Genomic DNA, 15,994 nt, shown 5'->3' with positions numbered 1-15,994 from the left:
GGCCAACGCCATCAACGCCGCGGCGCAAGAATCTTCGTCAGCAGGTCGATGCGGCCGGCGATGCGGCGCAGGTGCGGGTAGCGCAGGCCGTCGCGGTAGTCGATGCGCACCGTGCGGAAGCTGTCGGCCTGGCGCACGATCAGTTCGAGCGGGGTGCCGCCCTTCGCATCACTCACCGCCTGCTTCAAGCGCGCGCCGGTGTAGGCCAGGCCGTTGACCGCCACCACGGTGGCGTCTTTCGCCAGCCCGGCCTTGAATGCCGGGCTGTCCCAGCCCACCCATTGCAGCACGCCGTCGCTGCCGGCCTTCAGCCCCAGCGAGTACTGCAGGTCAACCAGGCCACCGGCCTCGCCGTCGGCGATCACCGGGTTCGCGGTCTCGCTGTAGTACAGCTCCCAGCCCGCGGCTTCCAGGCCGTCCGGCGCGCTGCCGTCACGCGCCTCCAGGCGCTGGCCGATGAAGGCGTCCCACGCGCCGGGCTGCAGCGCTTCCAGCGCCTGCATCACATCGCTGCGGTCGTACAGGCGGATCTCGCCCTGCGCACCGCCCTGGTGGAAGCGGCGGGCGAAGTCGTCCAGCGCCACCCTGCCCTTGGACAGGGTGCGCAGACGCGCGTCCACGCCCAGCCACAGCAGCGTGCTCTCGTTGTAGAACTCGAAGGCGCGCTGCCAGTCGGCCCATGCCTGCGGCCTGGAATTGAAATCGAGGATGCCCTGGTGGACGGTGTCGTGCAGGTCGCGCCACTGCCGCCCGGGCTGGGTGGCGTAGTTGGCCTGCAACTGCGCCAGCATCGCCATGGCGTAGTCCGGCGCCCACAGGCCCGAACGCGCGGCCAGCACCACCGCCCAGTACTGGGTCTGGCCTTCGTACATCCACAGCTCGTCGTTGTGCATGGGCGCGTTGTAGTGCGGCACCCAGGTCGGGCGCGGCCGCCACGCCTTGCCGATCCACGCATGCGCGTATTCGTGCGGCAGCAGGTCGTTGTCGGTGTAGGGACGCTCGCCGCGCAGGTAGCCGTCGTGCATGCCGTTCTCGCTGGACTGCGCATGCTCCAGGCCGATGCCGCTGAACACGTCCGACACCGCCAGCAGGAAGTCGTAGCGCGTGTACGGGCGCGCGCCGAACACCTTGTCCGCTTCGTGCACCAGCGCGCGGTGCGCATCGAGCACCTTCGGCTCGGCCTGCAGTCCCTGCGGGTTCTCGGCGACCACGTCCAGCCACACCGGCCGGGCGGCCTTGTCGTCCAGCGCGAAGCGCCTGAACCAGCGCCCGGCAAATACCGGCGAATCGATCAGGGTCATCAGCGACACCGGCGCGTAATGCTCGACCGCGCCGTCGCGCCGGGCCACGTCCAGCGCGGTGCCGCTGCGCCAGCCCTCGGGCAGGCGCAGGGCCGGCTTGACCTGGATGCCGCGCGCATCGAAACCGGCCGGGTACAGCACCACGCGGTGCCACTGCAGGTCGAGCAGGTTGGGCGTCATCGCCACCCGGCCCTGGTCGGCGGCGGTGGGCGACAGGTACTGGAACTGGACGTCGAGCGCGTCCACGCCTTCCGGCACCTGCAGCCGGAAGGCGTACATGTCGCCGGAGTCGCGGGTCCACGGCAGCGGCTGGCCATTGCCGCGGATCACCAGCCCGGCCATCTGGTTGATCGGCCCGGTCGGCGCATGGTTGCCGGGTATCCACTGCGGGTACCACAGGGTCAACGGACCGGGCGACACCGGAATGCGCTGGCGCACGCGCTGGATGCGCCGTTCCAGGTCGCTGGCATCCACCTCCAGTTCGATCACGCCCGGGTAGCTTGCCTGCACCTGCATCGCCGCCTGCCGCGCCTGGCCGCCCTGCGCGTGCGCGCACGCCAGCGGCGCCAGCCCCAGCACCATCGCCAACCACCACTTGTGCGCGTACATCCGTTCCCCTGCCCCGTGTTGAAGTTTACGCATCCTAGCCGTTCCGCAGCGGTGCCTGCTGCCACACCAAGGTGCGGTTGTTGGCCGGCATCGCCGCGTCCTCGAGCAGCTGCAGCCCGTGCGCGCGCGCCAGCGCGTCGACCGCCTCGAAATCGCGGATGCCCGAACGCGGGTCGCGCGCCTTCAGCCAGCCGTCGAAGACGCGGTTGCTGTCGCTGCTGAAGCCGCCACCGTAGTTGAACGGCCCATAGGCGATGAACCGCGCGCCGGGCGCCATCAGCGCGGGCAACCCGGCGAACAGTGCCTGCACCTGCTCCCAGCCCATGATGTGCAGCGTGTTGGCGGTGAACACCGCATCGAAACCGGCCACGCCGGCGGCCACCGGCAGCGCCGGTGCCGGCTGCAGCCCGGCGCCGGCCACCGCCTGCAGTTCCAGCGCGGCCGGGGTATTGGCCAGCGCGGCCTCGTCCAGCCACAGGCCGATGCCGGGCAGGTGGTCGCGGTGGTCGCTGGCCTGCCAGCGCAGCCACGGCATGGCCGCGGCGAAATACACCGCGTGCTGGCCGCTGCCGCTGCCGATCTCCAGCACGTTGCGGGCCTCGCCCAGGTGGCGGCGCAGCACTGCGAGGATCGGCTCGCGGTTGCGGTCGCAGGACGCGGCATGGGGTTTGGCGGTCATCGCGGCAGCGGCGGGCAGGGGACCCGGGCGATTGTGCCGGAGCGCGCATCGACGCCGCGCATGACCATGGTCACTTGTGCGCGCACCGTGTCGCGGCCGAGATTCGGTGGTTACGCGCGGTGCGCCCGCATCGCATCACCCAGGGAGTCCCGCATGCAACGCCGCCAGTTCCTCGCGCTTTCCGGCCTCGGCCTCGCCGGCATGATGCTGCCCAATGCGCGCCTGATCGCCGCCGAGGAACTGCTCGCGCCGGCCGATGTGGCGCGCAAGAAGGCACTGGCCGACACTGTGCTGGCACTGGCGCGCAGGGGCGGCGCCAGTTACTGCGACGTGCGCATCGGCCGCTACCTCAACCAGGCCATCATCACCCGCGAGGACAAGGTCCAGAACGTCACCAACAGTGAGTCGGCGGGTGTCGGCATCCGGGTGATCGTCGACGGTGCCTGGGGCTTCGCCGCCAGCAACCAGTCCAGCGAACAGGGCGTGGCTGCGGCGGTGGCGCAGGCACTGGCGATTGCCCGCGCCAACGCGAAAATCCAGACCCGGCCGGTGCAGCTGGCGCCCACCCCCGGGGTGGGCGAGGTGCGCTGGCAGACGCCGATCCGCCGCAACGCGATGGCGGTGCCGGTCAAGGACAAGGTGGAGCTGCTGCTGGCGGTGAACGCCGCCGCGCTCAACGCCGGCGCCAGTTTCATCAACTCGCAGCTGTTCCTGGTCAACGAGCAGAAGTACTTCGCTTCCAGCGACGGCTCGTGGATCGACCAGGACGTGCACCGCATCTGGCTGCCGTTCACCGCCACCGCGATCGACAAGGCCAGCGGCAGGTTCCGCACCCGCAACGGGCTGTCGGCGCCGGCCGGGATGGGCTGGGAGTTCCTCGACGGCGACGCCACCGGCAAGTACCACCTGCCGGGCGGCGTGATCGGCTATGGCCACTCCTACGACCCGGTGGAGGACGCCATCGCCGCGGCCAGGCAGGCGCGCCAGAAGCTGACCGCGCCGTCGGTGAAGCCGGGCAAGTACGACCTGGTGCTGGACCCGTCCAACCTGTTCCTGACCATCCATGAGAACGTCGGCCACCCGCTGGAGCTGGACCGCGTGCTCGGCTACGAAGCCAACTACGCCGGCACCAGCTTCGCCACCCTGGACAAGCGCGAGGCCGGCTTCCGCTGGGGCAGCGACATCGTCAACTTCACCGCCGACAAGACCGAGCCCTACAGCCTGGGCGCGGTGGGCTACGACGACGAGGGCGTGAAGTGCCGGCGCTGGGACCTGGTGAAGGACGGCATCCTGGTCAACTACCAGGCCACCCGCGACGAGGTGCATATCCTTGGCGAGAACGCCTCGCACGGCTGCAGCTATGCCGATTCGTGGAAGAGCGTGCAGTTCCAGCGCATGGCCAATGTCTCGCTGGCGCCGGGCAAGGTGCCGCTGACCCCGGCGCAGATGGTCAAGGACGTGGAGAACGGCATCTACATCCACGGCCGTGGCTCCTATTCCATCGACCAGCAGCGCTACAACGCGCAGTTCGGCGGCCAGCTCTGCTACCAGATCCGCAACGGCGAGATCACCGGCATGGTCGAGGATGCGGCCTACCAGATCCGCACGCCGGAGTTCTGGAACGCCTGCTCGGCGATCTGCGATGCGCGCGATTTCCGCCTCGGCGGCTCGTTCTTCGACGGCAAGGGCCAGCCGGGCCAGGTCTCGGCGGTATCGCACGGTTCGGCGACGACCCGCTTCGACGGCATCAACATCATCAATACCGCGCGCAGCCTGGGCTGAGCCCCGGCGCGCTGGCTTGCGGGGGCCCGGGGGCGGCGGCCACAGCGGTGAAGGCGGTACTGGTTCCTATGTCTAAAGTCACTACCGCGGCCAGCCGCGTCCCGCAAGAATCAAACGGTTCGCAGAGCACCGCGGAGCCACTGTCGTTCGTTGCCGTACCGCAACCGGAGAACTGCCTTGCAAAGACGTGACTTCCTCGCCCTGACCGGGCTCACCGCCGGCGGCCTGCTGGTGCCGTCGTTCTTCGGCAAGGCGATCGCCGCCGAACAACTGCTCACCGCGATCGACCCGGCGTTGAAGAAGCGCCTGGCCGACGATGCCATGAACGCGGCGCGCGCCGCCGGCGCCAGCTACTGCGACGTGCGCATCGGCCGCTACCTGCGCCAGTTCGTGATCACCCGCGAGGACAAGGTGCAGAACGTGGTCAACACCGAATCCACCGGCGCCGGCATCCGCGTGATCGCCAACGGCGCCTGGGGTTTCGCCGCGACCAACGACCTAAGCCCGGCCGGCGTGGTCAAGGCCGCGCAGCAGGCCGCCGCCATCGCCAAGGCCAACGCCCGGGTACAGACCGCGCCGGTGCAGTTCGCCAAGGCGCCGGGCTTCGGCGAGGTGAGCTGGCGCACGCCGATCCGCAAGAACGCGATGGAAGTGCCGATCAAGGACAAGGCCGACCTGCTGCTGGGGGTCAACGCCGCCGCGCTTGCCGCCGGCGCCAGCTTCGTCAACTCGATGCTGTTCCTGGTCAACGAACAGAAGTACTTCGCCTCCACCGACGGCTCCTACATCGACCAGGACGTGCACCGCATCTGGGCGCCGATGTCGGTGACCGCCATCGACAAGTCCACCGGCAAGTTCCGCACCCGCGACGGCCTGTCCTCGCCGATGGGCATGGGCTTCGAGTACCTGGACGGCGACGCCGGCCAGAAGTTCGTGTCGCCCAACGGCGTGGTCAACTACGGGCTGTCCTACGACATGCGCGAAGACGCGGTCGCGGCCGCCCGCCAGGCGCAGGAGAAGCTCAAGGCGCCGTCGGTCAAGCCGGGCAAGTACGACCTGGTGCTGGACCCGTCGCACACCTGGCTGACCATCCACGAGTCGGTCGGCCACCCGCTGGAACTGGACCGCGTGCTCGGCTACGAGGCCAACTACGCCGGCACCAGCTTCGCCACCCTGGACAAGCGCGAACAGCATTTCCAGTACGGCAGCGACAAGGTCGACATCTTCGCCGACAAGACCCAGCCCGGCAGCCTCGGCGCGGTCGGTTACGACGACGAAGGCGTGAAGTGCAAGAAGTGGGACCTGATCCGCGAGGGCAAGCTGGTCGACTACCAGACCATCCGCGACCAGGCGCACATCCTCGGCAAGACCGAGTCCGACGGCTGCTGCTACGCCGATTCGTGGTCGAGCGTGCAGTTCCAGCGCATGGCCAACGTGTCGCTGGCGCCGGGCAAGACGCCGCTGAGCGTGGCCGACCTGATCAAGGACGTGGAGAACGGCATCTACATCATCGGCGACGGCTCGTTCTCGATCGACCAGCAGCGCTACAACGCGCAGTTCGGTGGCCAGCTGTTCTACGAGATCAAGAACGGCCAGATCACCCGCATGTTGGAGGACGTGGCCTACCAGATCCGCACGCCGGAGTTCTGGAACGCCTGCAGCGCGGTGGCCGACGAGCGCGACTACCGCCTGGGCGGTTCGTTCTTCGACGGCAAGGGCCAGCCGGGACAGGTCTCGGCGGTGTCGCACGGCTCGTCCACCGCCCGTTTCGACGGCATCAACGTCATCAATACCGCGCGCAGCCTCGGCTGACCGTCCAAGGAGTTCCTGAGCAATGAGCATCTTCACCGAACAGCAGGCCAAGGCCATCCTGGACAAGGTCATCGCGCTGTCCAAGGCCGACGAATGCACCGCGACCCTGGCCGGCTCCATCGACGGCAACATCCGCTTCGCGCTGAACAATGTCTCCACCAGCGGCATGGTCACCAACGCCGAGCTGGCCGTGCAGGTGGCCTTCGGCAAGCGCGTGGGCACCGCTTCGATCAATGAGTTCGACGACGCCTCGCTGGAGCGCGTGGTGCGCCGCGCCGAGGACCTGGCGCGGCTGGCGCCGGAGAACCCGGAGTTCATGCCCATCATCGACAGGCAGGACTACAGGCCGAGCCCGACCTTCAGCGAGTCCACCGCCGCCATCGACCCGGAGTTCCGCGCCAGGGTTGCCGCCGATTCCATCGCGCCGTGCCGCGGCCACGGCCTGGTCGCCGCCGGCTTCCTCGAGGACAGCCGCGGCTTCGTCGCCATCGCCAACAGCAAGGGCAACTTCGGCTACCAGCGCACCACCTCGTTCGACTACACCTGCACGGTGCGCACCGAGGACGGCCGCGGCTCGGGCTGGGTCGGGCGCAACCTGAAGGACGCGGCCGACTTCCACGCCGACCAGGAGATCGAGATCGCCAAGCGCAAGGCGATCGAATCGGCCGAAGCCAAGGCGCTGGAACCGGGCAAGTACACGGTGATCCTGGAGCCGGCCGCGGCCGCCGGCCTGATCAGCTTCATGATGAACTTCTTCGACGCGCGTTCGGCCGACGAGGGCCGCAGCTTCCTGTCCAGGAAGGGCGGCGGCAACAAGCTCGGCGAGCAGGTCTACGACCCGCAGGTGAACATGTTCGCCGACCCGTGGCACCCGGACGCGCCGGTGCTGCCGTGGGACGGCGAAGGCATGCCGCGCGAGCGCATGGCGATCATCGAGAACGGCAAGGTCGCCAATCTGAACTACTCGCGCTACTGGGCGCAGAAGCAGGGCAAGACCGCCAACGCGCGGCCGGGCAACCTGCTGATGAGCGGCGGCAGCAAGTCGATCGCCGAGCTGGTCAAGGGCACGCAGAAGGGCATCCTGCTCACCCGCACCTGGTACATCCGCCTGGTCGACCCGCAGACCGTGCTGCTGACCGGCCTGACCCGCGACGGCACGTTCTACATCGAGAACGGCCAGATCAAGCACCCGGTGAAGAATTTCCGCTTCAACGAATCGCCGGTGATCATGCTCAACAACATCGACGAGCTGGGCAAGCCGGTGCGCGTGGCCGGCGACGAGTCCAGCTTCGTGATGATGATCCCGCCGATGCGGCTGCGCGATTTCACCTTCACCTCGCTGTCCGACGCGGTCTAGGCAGGCCCGCTTCGCGGGCCTTGCCCGCCCCCGGTCGCGCTGGCGCGAAACCGGGGGTCCCGCGCCCCGCTCCTGCCGGCTCCCCCGCGGCTGTCGCCGCGCCCCCCTTTACCCGGAAGGGGGGCCCTGTCCCGAGATGTTCCCGCCTTTGTCACCGTCCCGGCTAACGCGTGCGCAATTCCTCCACCTGCTGCTCGGCGGCGCGGTGGCGGCCACGTTGCCCGGCAGGGCGCGCGCGCAGGCCAGCCGCTACGATTTCTGGTTCACGCGGCTCAAGTACGACTCCGGCGACTGGGACGTGGACGCGCGCATGCCGTCCAACCTGATCACCTCGCTGATCGACTACACCACGCTGCGCGTCGACCCTGTCGAGCATGTCATCGCGCTGTCCGACCCGAAGATGCTGCGCGCGCCGTTCTGCTACCTGGCCGGGCACAAGCTGGTCGAGTTCAATCCGGACGAGCGCCGCAACTTCGAGCGCTACGTGCGCAACGGCGGCTTCGTGCTGGTGGACGACTGCAACCACGACATCGACGGCCTGTTCGCCACTTCGTTCGAGGCGCAGATGCGCGCCATCTTCGGTACCGGCGCGCTGGCCAAGCTGCCCAACAGCCACCCGCTGTACCGCAGCTTCTTCCGCTTTCCCGACGGCCCGCCGGCGACCACGTTCGAACTGAACGGCTGGGGCGACGACCTGGTGCACGACTACCTGAAGGGCATCGAGATCGACGGCCGCCTGGGCGTGCTCTACAGCAACAAGGACTACGGCTGCGAATGGGACTACGACTGGCGCAACAAACGCTTCCTGGCCGAAGACAACACCAAATTCGGCGTGAACATCGTGATGTACGCACTGACGCACTGACTCCATTGGTGACCGCATGAACACCCCCGTCCACGATCTCGACTCCCTGCTGCCCCGCCTGGGCGAACTGCGCGGCGCGCTGGCGCAGGCGGTGGTCGGCCAGCAGGAAGTGGTCGAGCAGCTGCTGATCGGCCTGCTCGCCGGCGGCCATTGCCTGCTCGAGGGCGCGCCCGGGCTGGGCAAGACGCTGCTGGTGCGCTCGCTCGGCCAGGCCCTGGAACTGCAGTTCCGGCGCGTGCAGTTCACCCCCGACCTGATGCCCAGCGACATCCTCGGCACCGAACTGCTGGAGGAAGACCACGGCACCGGCAAGCGTGCGTTCCGCTTCCAGCGCGGGCCGGTGTTCACCAACCTGCTGCTGGCCGACGAGCTCAACCGCACGCCGCCCAAGACCCAGGCCGCACTGCTGGAGGCGATGCAGGAGCACACCGTCAGTTACGCCGGCACCACCTACGCGTTGCCCGCGCCGTTCTTCGTGCTGGCCACCCAGAACCCGATCGAGCAGGCCGGCACCTATCCGCTGCCGGAAGCGCAGCTGGACCGCTTCCTGCTGCACGTGCGCGTGGATTACCCGAGCGAGGCCGAGGAGCGCGACATCCTGGCGCAGACCACCGGCCGCGGTGGCGGCGCGGTGCCCAAGGTGATGGATGCCGACGCGGTGCTGGCGCTGCAGTCGGCGGTGCGCGACGTGCATGTCGGCGCCGACCTGCTGACCTGGATCACCCGGCTGGTGCGCGCCAGCCGCCCGGGCGACGGCGCGCCGGCCGAAGTGAACAACTGGATCAAATGGGGCGCCGGCCCGCGCGCCGGGCAGTCGCTGGTGCTGGCGTCCAAGGCGCGCGCGCTGCTGCATGGGCGCTTCGCCGCCACCCGCGAGGACGTGCAGGCACTGGCCGCGCCGGTGATGCGCCACCGCCTGCTGCTGTCCTTCGCCGCCGAGGCCGAGCAGAAGAGCGCCGACGACGTGATCGCCGCGCTGCTGCGCGCGGTGCCGTTGTCCACCTGATCCGGACCGGCCCGAACCCCCGCCCGCACCCACCTTGGCCGCCACCGCGCCCCCGCTGATTCCCGCCGACGTGCGCAGCCGCCTGCGCGGCCTGCGGCTGCTGCCGCAACGGGCCAGCGGCAGCCGCGGTATCGGGGTGCACGCCAGCCGCAGCCGCGGCGCCGGGCTCGAGTTCGCGCAGTACCGTGCCTATGAGCCCGGCGACGAGCCGCGCCAGATCGACTGGAAGCTCTACGCGCGCTCGGACCGCTTTTTCGTGCGCGAATCCGAACGCGAAAGCCCGCTCACGGTATGGCTGCTGCTCGATACCAGCGCCTCGATGGCGCAGGCCGACCACGCACGCCGCGACTGGACCCGCCTGCAGGCCGCCTGCGCCCTGGCCGCGTGCGTGGCGCAACTGGCGCTGCAGCAGGGCGACGCCTTCGGCCTGATCGCCATCGGCGGCGACGGCGTGCGCCTGGTCCCGGCCGGCCATGGCCTGCGCCAGCGCGACCGGGTGCACCTGCAGCTGCATGCCCTGCGCGCGCAGGGCCGGTGGCCGGCGCACGCAACGCTGGCGCCGGTGTGGGAACGCATCGCCGGCAACGACCTGGTGGTGATGATCGGCGACGGCTTCGACGACACCGCCATCGCCCTGGCCGAACGCCTGGCCCGGGCCGGCCGCGATGTCGTGCACCTGCAGCTGCTGACCGCCGAGGAGCGCGACTTCCCGTTCCGCGACGGCCATCGTTTCCGCGACCCGGAAACCGGCGATGAACTGCTCGGCGACGGCGCCCTGCTGCGTGCCGGTTACCTGGCGCGCTTCGCCGAGGCGCGGCGCACGCTGGATGCACGGCTGCAGGCCGCGGGCATCCGCCATGACACCGGCTTCCTCGACGAGCCCATCGACGCCCCGCTGCAACGCCTGGCCGGTGGCCGCGGAGGCAGCGGCGCATGAGCCTGGTGTGGCTGTTCCCCGCGGGGCTGGTCGCACTGGCGGCGCTGCTGCTGCCGGTGCTGATCCACCTGGCGCGGCGCGACGAGCAGCGGCTGATCGATTTTGCCGCGCTGCGCTGGCTGTCGGCCAGGCCACGCCCGCGCCGGCGCATCCGCTTCGACGACTGGCCGCTGCTGCTGGTGCGGCTGCTGCTGCTTGCGCTGCTGGCGGTGCTGCTGGCGCGGCCGGCGCTGCAAGGTGTCGAGGACGATGCGCCGCGCGTCGCCGTGGCGCCCGGCGTGGACATCGCCGCCGCGCGCGGCGCGACGGGCAGCGGTGACGCGCGCTGGCTGTGGCTGTCGCCGGGCTTCCCCGCGGTCGATGCGGGCGCCGCGCCCCCGCCCGCGCAGCCGCTCGCCAGCCTGCTGCGCGAACTGGATGCGACGCTGCCGGCCGGCGCGCCGCTCGCCGTGGTCGTGCCGTCGGTGCTGGACGGACTGGACGCGCAGCTGCCGCGGTTGTCACGCGCGGTGCGCTGGCAGGTCGTCGCGGCCGCGCCGCCCGCCGCCGCAGCCACCGCCGCGCCGCCACCGCGCCTGCACATCCGCCATGACCCCGCCGGCGCCAGCGCCCTGCCGTGGCTGCGGGCCGTCGGCCAGGCATGGAACGCCGCCACGCCGGTGGACATCAACGGCGACGAGCAGCCCTTCGCCGACGACGCGGGCGTGCGCGTCTGGCTGTCGGCCAGACCGGTTCCCGCCGCCGTGCAGGCATGGGCGCGCGCGGGCGGCCGGTTGCTGGTCGATGCGCGCACGCCGGTGCCGGCCGACACCCAGCGCCTGCCGGTCTGGCACGACGACAGCGGCGCGCCGGTGATCGAACAGGTGGCCGGCGGCGGGGGACGCTGGCTGCGCTGGGCCGCGCCGCTGCAGCCGGCCACCCTGCCGGTGCTGCTGGACGCCGGGTTCCCGCAGCACCTGCGCGACGTGCTGCAGGCGCCGCCGGCACCGACGCGGGCGCTGGCCGCGGCCATGGCGCCGGGCCGCGGCGCGGCCGCCTGGCCGCAGCCGGCCTACGAACCCGTGCCGTGGCTGGCCGCCGCCATCGCCCTGCTGTTCCTGCTGGAACGCTGGCTCGCCAGCGCGCGCCGGCGCCAGGGGCCGCCATGAACCCGCAGGCCCTGCTGCATGGCGCGCGGCGCCGGGTATTGCTGATCGTTCTGGCCGGCGGCGTGCCGCTGGCACTGGCGGCGGGCGCGCTCGCGATGCGCCTGGCCGGTTTCGACGCCGGCAGCGTGGCCCTCACCCTGGCGCTGCTCGCCGTCGCCACTGTCGCCACCTGGCGCGCACGGCGCCTGGACACCCGCTGGCTGATCGCGCGCCTGGACCAGCAACCGCGCCTGGAGGACAGCGCCGACCTGCTGTTCGCCGCGCCGGAAACGCTGAACCCGCTGCAGCAGCGCCAGCGCGCGCGCATCGAACAGCGCCTGCGCGCGGCGCCGCCCGACCTGCGCCCACGCTGGCCGTGGCCGCGCTTGGCCGCGTGCTTCGGCGCCGCACTGCTGGTCGCCGCCGCCGCCCTGCTGTGGCCGCGCGCTGCCGCGGTGGTCGCGGGCGGCCACGATGCCTCCGCGACTGCCGCTGCCCTATCCGCGCCGCCCGCGCTGCGCGGCACGCGGCTGCAGGTGACGCCGCCCGCCTATACCGGCCAGCCCGCCAGCGCCGGCGCGAAGCTCGATGCGCGCGCCCTGCAGGGCAGCCGCCTGCACTGGCAGCTGCGCTTCGCACCGCAGCCGCAACAGGCATGGCTGCAGTTCCACGATGGCCGCCGGCTGCCGCTGCAGCGCGACGGCGACCACTGGCAGACCCACGAAACCCTGCAGCGCTCCGGCCTGTACCGCATCGCCACCGAACCGGCGCTGGCCGGGGCCGGGCGCGCGTGGCGGCTGGAGGTGGTGCCGGACCGGCCGCCGCAGGTGAAGGTGATCGAACCGGTGCAGACGCTGACCCGCGCCGCGCCGCGCCAGCGCCGCTGGCCGCTGCGGTTCGAAGCGCGCGACGATTTCGGCGTCGCCGCCGGCGCGGTGCTGGAGCTCACCACCGCCAAGGGCAGCGGCGAGAACATCGACTTCCAGCAGCGCCGCATCGAGCTGGCCGGCAGTGGCCCGGCCACCGCGCGCCGTTTCGCCTACGACGTCGACCTGGCGGCGCTGGGCGTCGGCCCCGGCGACGAGGTGGTGGCGCGCCTGGGCGTGCGCGACAACCGCGCGCCGCAGCCGCAGGAAGCGCGCAGCCCCAGCCTGATCCTGCGCCTGCCCAGCGCGCAGGAAGTGCAGACCAGCGACCTGGAAGGCGCGATCAAGAAAGTGATGCCGGCCTATTTCCGCAGCCAGCGCCAGATCATCATCGACGCCGAGGCATTGCTGAAGCAGCGCGGCGCGCTCGATGCCGACACCTTCACCCGGCGGGCCGATGCCATCGGCGTGGACCAGCGCATCCTGCGCCTGCGCTATGGCCAGTTCCTCGGCGAGGAGGCCGAGGGTGGCGCCAAACCGCCGCCAACCAGCGACAGCGCGCCCACCGGCGACACCGCGGCCAGTGAGCACGCGCACGACGATGGCCATGACCATGCCGAGGCCGGCGACGGCAGCGCAGCGGCGTTCGGCAGCGCCACCGACGTGCTCGCCGAGTACGGCCATACCCACGACCACGCCGAGGCCGCCACCCTGCTGGATCCGCAGACCCGCGCCATCCTCAAGGCCGCGCTCGACCAGATGTGGCAGTCCGAAGGGCACCTGCGCCAGGGCCATCCCGACCAGGCGCTGCCCTACGCCTACAAGGCGCTGGGTTTCATCAAGCAGGTGCAGCAGGCCGAGCGCGTCTACCTGGCGCGGGTCGGCCCCGAGCTGCCGCCGATCGACCTGGCGCGGCGCATGGGCGGCAAGCGCGACGGGCTGGGCAACCGCGACCTGCAGCTACCGCCACGCAAGCCCGGCGACCGCACCCCGGTGGACGCATGGCGGGCGCTGGCGACGGCGGACGCGGCGGTCAACCTGGACGCGCTGTCGCGCTGGCTCGATGCGCATCCGCAGGCGGTGCCCGACCCACTCGACATCGCCGCCGCCATCGACGCACTGCGCCAGCAACCGGATTGCCATGCCTGCCGCCAGCGCCTGCGCGACCAGCTGTGGCCGGCGCTGCCGCGCGCCCCCGGGCCGCCGGCACGGCGCGATGCCGCCGACGCCATGGGCCGTCGCTACCTGGATGCCCTGGCCGCACCGCAGGAGACCGCGCGATGAGTGCCTGGCTGCCGTTGGGGGTCATCGCCCTGGCCGTGCTGCTCGCCAGCCTGCGCCTGTGCCTGCCGCCGCGGCCGCCGCGCGCACGCCTGGCGGTGCAGCTGGTGCTGCAGCTGGCGGCGGCGCTGCTGCTCGGGCTGGCGCTGTTCCCGCCACGCCAGGCGGTGCCTGCCGATACGCTGCTGGTGGCCACCGCCGGCACGCGCGCGGCGGAGCTGGCGGCGGTTCGTGCCGCCATCCGGGTACGCCTGCCGGAAGCGCCGGCGCTGGCGGGGGTGGAGCGGGTACCCGACCTGGCCACCGCCCTGCGCCAGCACCCTGGCACCCGCGAACTGGTCATCGTCGGCCAGGGCCTGCCGGCGCGCGACCGCGATGCCACACTGCCGCCGCTGCGCTTCCTGCCCGGTGCCGCGCCGCGCGGCCTGGTCGAACTGCAGGCGCCGCCACCGCTCGCCGCGGGCGCGCGCTTCGAGGTGGGCGCACGCGTGCACGGCCTGCCGCAGGCGCGGGTGGAGCTGCTCGACCCGGCCGGGCATCGCGTTGCCCTCGCCGCCCCCGGTGACGACGGTCGCGTCCGCCTGGCGGCCAGCGCGCGCGACGCCGGCGACGTCGAGTTCACCCTGCGCGTGCTCGACCGCGAGGGCAGGCGGCTCGACCAGGTACCGGTGCCGGTGCGCGTGCGCCCGCTGCCGGCGCCCACGCTGCGCCTGCTGGCGGGCGCCCCGGGGCCGGAACTGAAGTACCTGCAGCGCTGGGCCGCCGACACCGGCGCCACCGTGCAGACCGGCATCCATGTCGGTGGCGGGGTGCAGCTGGGCGATGCACCGGCGGCCATCGACCCGGCCAGCCTCGCCCGGCTCGACCTGCTGCTGCTCGACGAGCGCCGCCTGGCGGCGCTGTCCTCGGCGCAGCGCGCGGCCATCGCCGCGGCGATGCGCGACGGCCTCGGCGTGCTGGTGCGCATGGGCGGCGCGCTGGACGCCAATGCCAGGCGCACCCTGCGCGACTGGGGGCTGGAGGTGCGCGGTGGCGAACGGACCGCCACGCTGAAGCTGCGCGATGCCGATACGGGCGCGGATGCAGGTACTGACGGTGAGCGCGCGCCCGCGGCGCCGGCCATCGAGCGCTTCGACCTGGCGTTCGCCAATCCCGGCGTGGTGCCGCTGCTGCGCGCCGCCGACGGCAGCGCGATCGGCGGCTGGCGCGCCGTCGGCCGCGGCCGCATCGGCCTGTTGCCGGTCGCCGACAGCTACACCCTGGTGCTGGCCGGCCACGCCGACACCCATGCCGAACTGTGGAACCAGGTGCTGGCGGTGCTGGCGCGGCCGCTGCCGGCATCGCCGCTGGCACGGCTGCCCGCCTGGGCCTGGGCCGGTGAGCGCACCGCGCTGTGCGGGCTGCCTAACGGCACCCGGATCGAAGCCCCCGATGGCGGCACGACCCTCCTGCTGGCCGATCCACGCGCCGGCAACTGCAGCGGCTGGTGGCCGCGGCAGGCCGGCTGGCACCGCGTCGTCGCCGGCGATACCAGCGCCGGGATACGGATCATCGCCCCGGCCGACGCACGCGCCCTGCACGCGCAGGCCGCGCGCGAGGCCACTTCAGCCTTGCGCGGCAGCACCGGAATTACCGCAGCATCCGCGCTGCCGGTGCCCGGTGCACGCTGGCCGTGGCTGCTGGGCTTCATCGGCGTGGCGGCGCTGCTGTGGTGGCTGGAGCGGCGGCGCCCGGCTGTCATCCGCCGTGACACAGGCGCGCCGTAGGCCGCGACCGGTGCTTCCGCGGGGTCTCCGGCGACGCCCTGCGGCGCCCTACGATCGCTGGCCATGACCGGCCGGCGCGCCATCCGGGCGATGCCCCGGGGGTCGCCAACTCCCGCAGCGGCACGGCAGGGTGGCGTCGCTGTTGCGGTGGCGTGCTTTTGCCTCAGCTTGCCGGACAGAGGCCCGCTTCCCCGCGAACCGCGAACCGCGAACCGGTCACCGGGTCGATGATCCCGGCATCGGGGGCAACCCGCGGCACGTACGGTGCGCCGGCCTTCAGCTCACGGGTGCCGCACCCGCCGCCGGATCGCACCCGTCAGGCTTTCGGCCTGGCACCCGGCCCCCTTCCGCGACCACAACCCGTGCGCGCTGCCCGGGCGCGATGAGCCTGTCCTTGCCGGCCTGCGGCAAGCGGCAAGCGGCTGACCGGCTCGATCCGGAGCGGGCATCGGGCAAAGCACCCTGCCGCCGGCGGCTGCCGGTGCCTGGCAGGCAGGCGCGCGCAGCGGCATGCCTGCCGGGACAGGCAACGGGGGCGGCGATCCGCGGCCGTCCGCTGTCCACTTCACCTCGTGGACAGGGCAGGCTGACCAGATGCCCGCCTGC

General features: G+C 71.9%; 11 protein-coding genes. 9 read left to right on the top strand and 2 right to left on the bottom strand.

Features of this window, described 5'->3' with window-relative positions:
* Positions 1–11: 11 nt before the first annotated feature.
* Both B1L07_00495 and B1L07_00490 read right to left on the bottom strand, forming a co-directional pair.
* A complete protein-coding gene (locus B1L07_00495) occupies positions 12–1,883 on the bottom strand; it encodes a peptidase M61 (GenBank protein ID AUZ56379.1) in 1,872 nt (623 codons plus the stop codon).
* Positions 1,884–1,944: 61 nt separating this feature from the next.
* Positions 1,945–2,589 (bottom strand): hypothetical protein, encoded by a 645-nt coding sequence (locus tag B1L07_00490; GenBank protein AUZ53858.1) that lies wholly within the window; start codon positions 2,587–2,589, stop codon positions 1,945–1,947.
* 153 nt (positions 2,590–2,742) lie between these two features.
* On the opposite strand from B1L07_00490, the gene B1L07_00485 reads away from it, so the two are divergent.
* From B1L07_00485 to B1L07_00445, 9 genes are all read left to right on the top strand, one after another.
* Positions 2,743–4,371 (top strand): TldD protein, encoded by a 1,629-nt coding sequence (locus B1L07_00485; GenBank protein AUZ53857.1) that lies wholly within the window; start codon positions 2,743–2,745, stop codon positions 4,369–4,371.
* A gap of 177 nt (positions 4,372–4,548) precedes the next feature.
* Positions 4,549–6,183 carry a TldD protein gene (locus B1L07_00480; protein AUZ53856.1) on the top strand — a complete coding sequence of 545 codons (1,635 nt, stop codon included), beginning with the start codon at positions 4,549–4,551 and terminating at the stop codon, positions 6,181–6,183.
* 22 nt (positions 6,184–6,205) lie between these two features.
* Positions 6,206–7,540: a peptidase C69 gene (locus tag B1L07_00475; protein AUZ53855.1), complete on the top strand. Its 1,335-nt coding sequence runs from the start codon at positions 6,206–6,208 to the stop codon at positions 7,538–7,540.
* Between the two features lie 136 nt (positions 7,541–7,676).
* Positions 7,677–8,405 (top strand): twin-arginine translocation pathway signal, encoded by a 729-nt coding sequence (locus B1L07_00470; protein AUZ53854.1) that lies wholly within the window; start codon positions 7,677–7,679, stop codon positions 8,403–8,405.
* Between the two features lie 16 nt (positions 8,406–8,421).
* The gene (locus tag B1L07_00465; GenBank protein AUZ53853.1) at positions 8,422–9,411 is read left to right on the top strand and encodes an AAA family ATPase; all 990 of its coding nucleotides are present in this window, start codon (positions 8,422–8,424) and stop codon (positions 9,409–9,411) included.
* Positions 9,412–9,445: 34 nt separating this feature from the next.
* Entirely contained in the window at positions 9,446–10,348 is a 903-nt protein-coding gene (locus B1L07_00460) for a hypothetical protein (protein ID AUZ53852.1), read from the top strand.
* A complete protein-coding gene (locus B1L07_00455; protein ID AUZ53851.1) occupies positions 10,345–11,496 on the top strand; it encodes a hypothetical protein in 1,152 nt (383 codons plus the stop codon). The genes B1L07_00460 and B1L07_00455 overlap by 4 nt, the downstream gene beginning before the upstream one ends.
* Positions 11,493–13,625: a hypothetical protein gene (locus tag B1L07_00450; GenBank protein ID AUZ53850.1), complete on the top strand. Its 2,133-nt coding sequence runs from the start codon at positions 11,493–11,495 to the stop codon at positions 13,623–13,625. The genes B1L07_00455 and B1L07_00450 overlap by 4 nt, the downstream gene beginning before the upstream one ends.
* Positions 13,622–15,388: a hypothetical protein gene (locus tag B1L07_00445; GenBank protein ID AUZ53849.1), complete on the top strand. Its 1,767-nt coding sequence runs from the start codon at positions 13,622–13,624 to the stop codon at positions 15,386–15,388. The genes B1L07_00450 and B1L07_00445 overlap by 4 nt, the downstream gene beginning before the upstream one ends.
* Positions 15,389–15,994: the final 606 nt, after the last annotated feature.

Origin of the sequence: Stenotrophomonas acidaminiphila, assembly GCA_002951995.1 — a bacterium.
Taxonomy (GTDB): domain Bacteria; phylum Pseudomonadota; class Gammaproteobacteria; order Xanthomonadales; family Xanthomonadaceae; genus Stenotrophomonas; species Stenotrophomonas acidaminiphila_A.
This window is presented reverse-complemented; position numbering and strand designations above follow the sequence as displayed.

Coding starts and splice junctions, on each gene's coding strand:
- B1L07_00475 (AUZ53855.1), top strand. CDS start 6,206: ATGAGCATCTTCACCGAACAGCAGGCCAAGGCCATCCTGGACAAGGTC.
- B1L07_00490 (AUZ53858.1), bottom strand. CDS start 2,589: ATGACCGCCAAACCCCATGCCGCGTCCTGCGACCGCAACCGCGAGCCG.
- B1L07_00470 (AUZ53854.1), top strand. CDS start 7,677: ATGTTCCCGCCTTTGTCACCGTCCCGGCTAACGCGTGCGCAATTCCTC.
- B1L07_00445 (AUZ53849.1), top strand. CDS start 13,622: ATGAGTGCCTGGCTGCCGTTGGGGGTCATCGCCCTGGCCGTGCTGCTC.
- B1L07_00450 (AUZ53850.1), top strand. CDS start 11,493: ATGAACCCGCAGGCCCTGCTGCATGGCGCGCGGCGCCGGGTATTGCTG.
- B1L07_00495 (AUZ56379.1), bottom strand. CDS start 1,883: ATGGTGCTGGGGCTGGCGCCGCTGGCGTGCGCGCACGCGCAGGGCGGC.
- B1L07_00455 (AUZ53851.1), top strand. CDS start 10,345: ATGAGCCTGGTGTGGCTGTTCCCCGCGGGGCTGGTCGCACTGGCGGCG.
- B1L07_00465 (AUZ53853.1), top strand. CDS start 8,422: ATGAACACCCCCGTCCACGATCTCGACTCCCTGCTGCCCCGCCTGGGC.
- B1L07_00485 (AUZ53857.1), top strand. CDS start 2,743: ATGCAACGCCGCCAGTTCCTCGCGCTTTCCGGCCTCGGCCTCGCCGGC.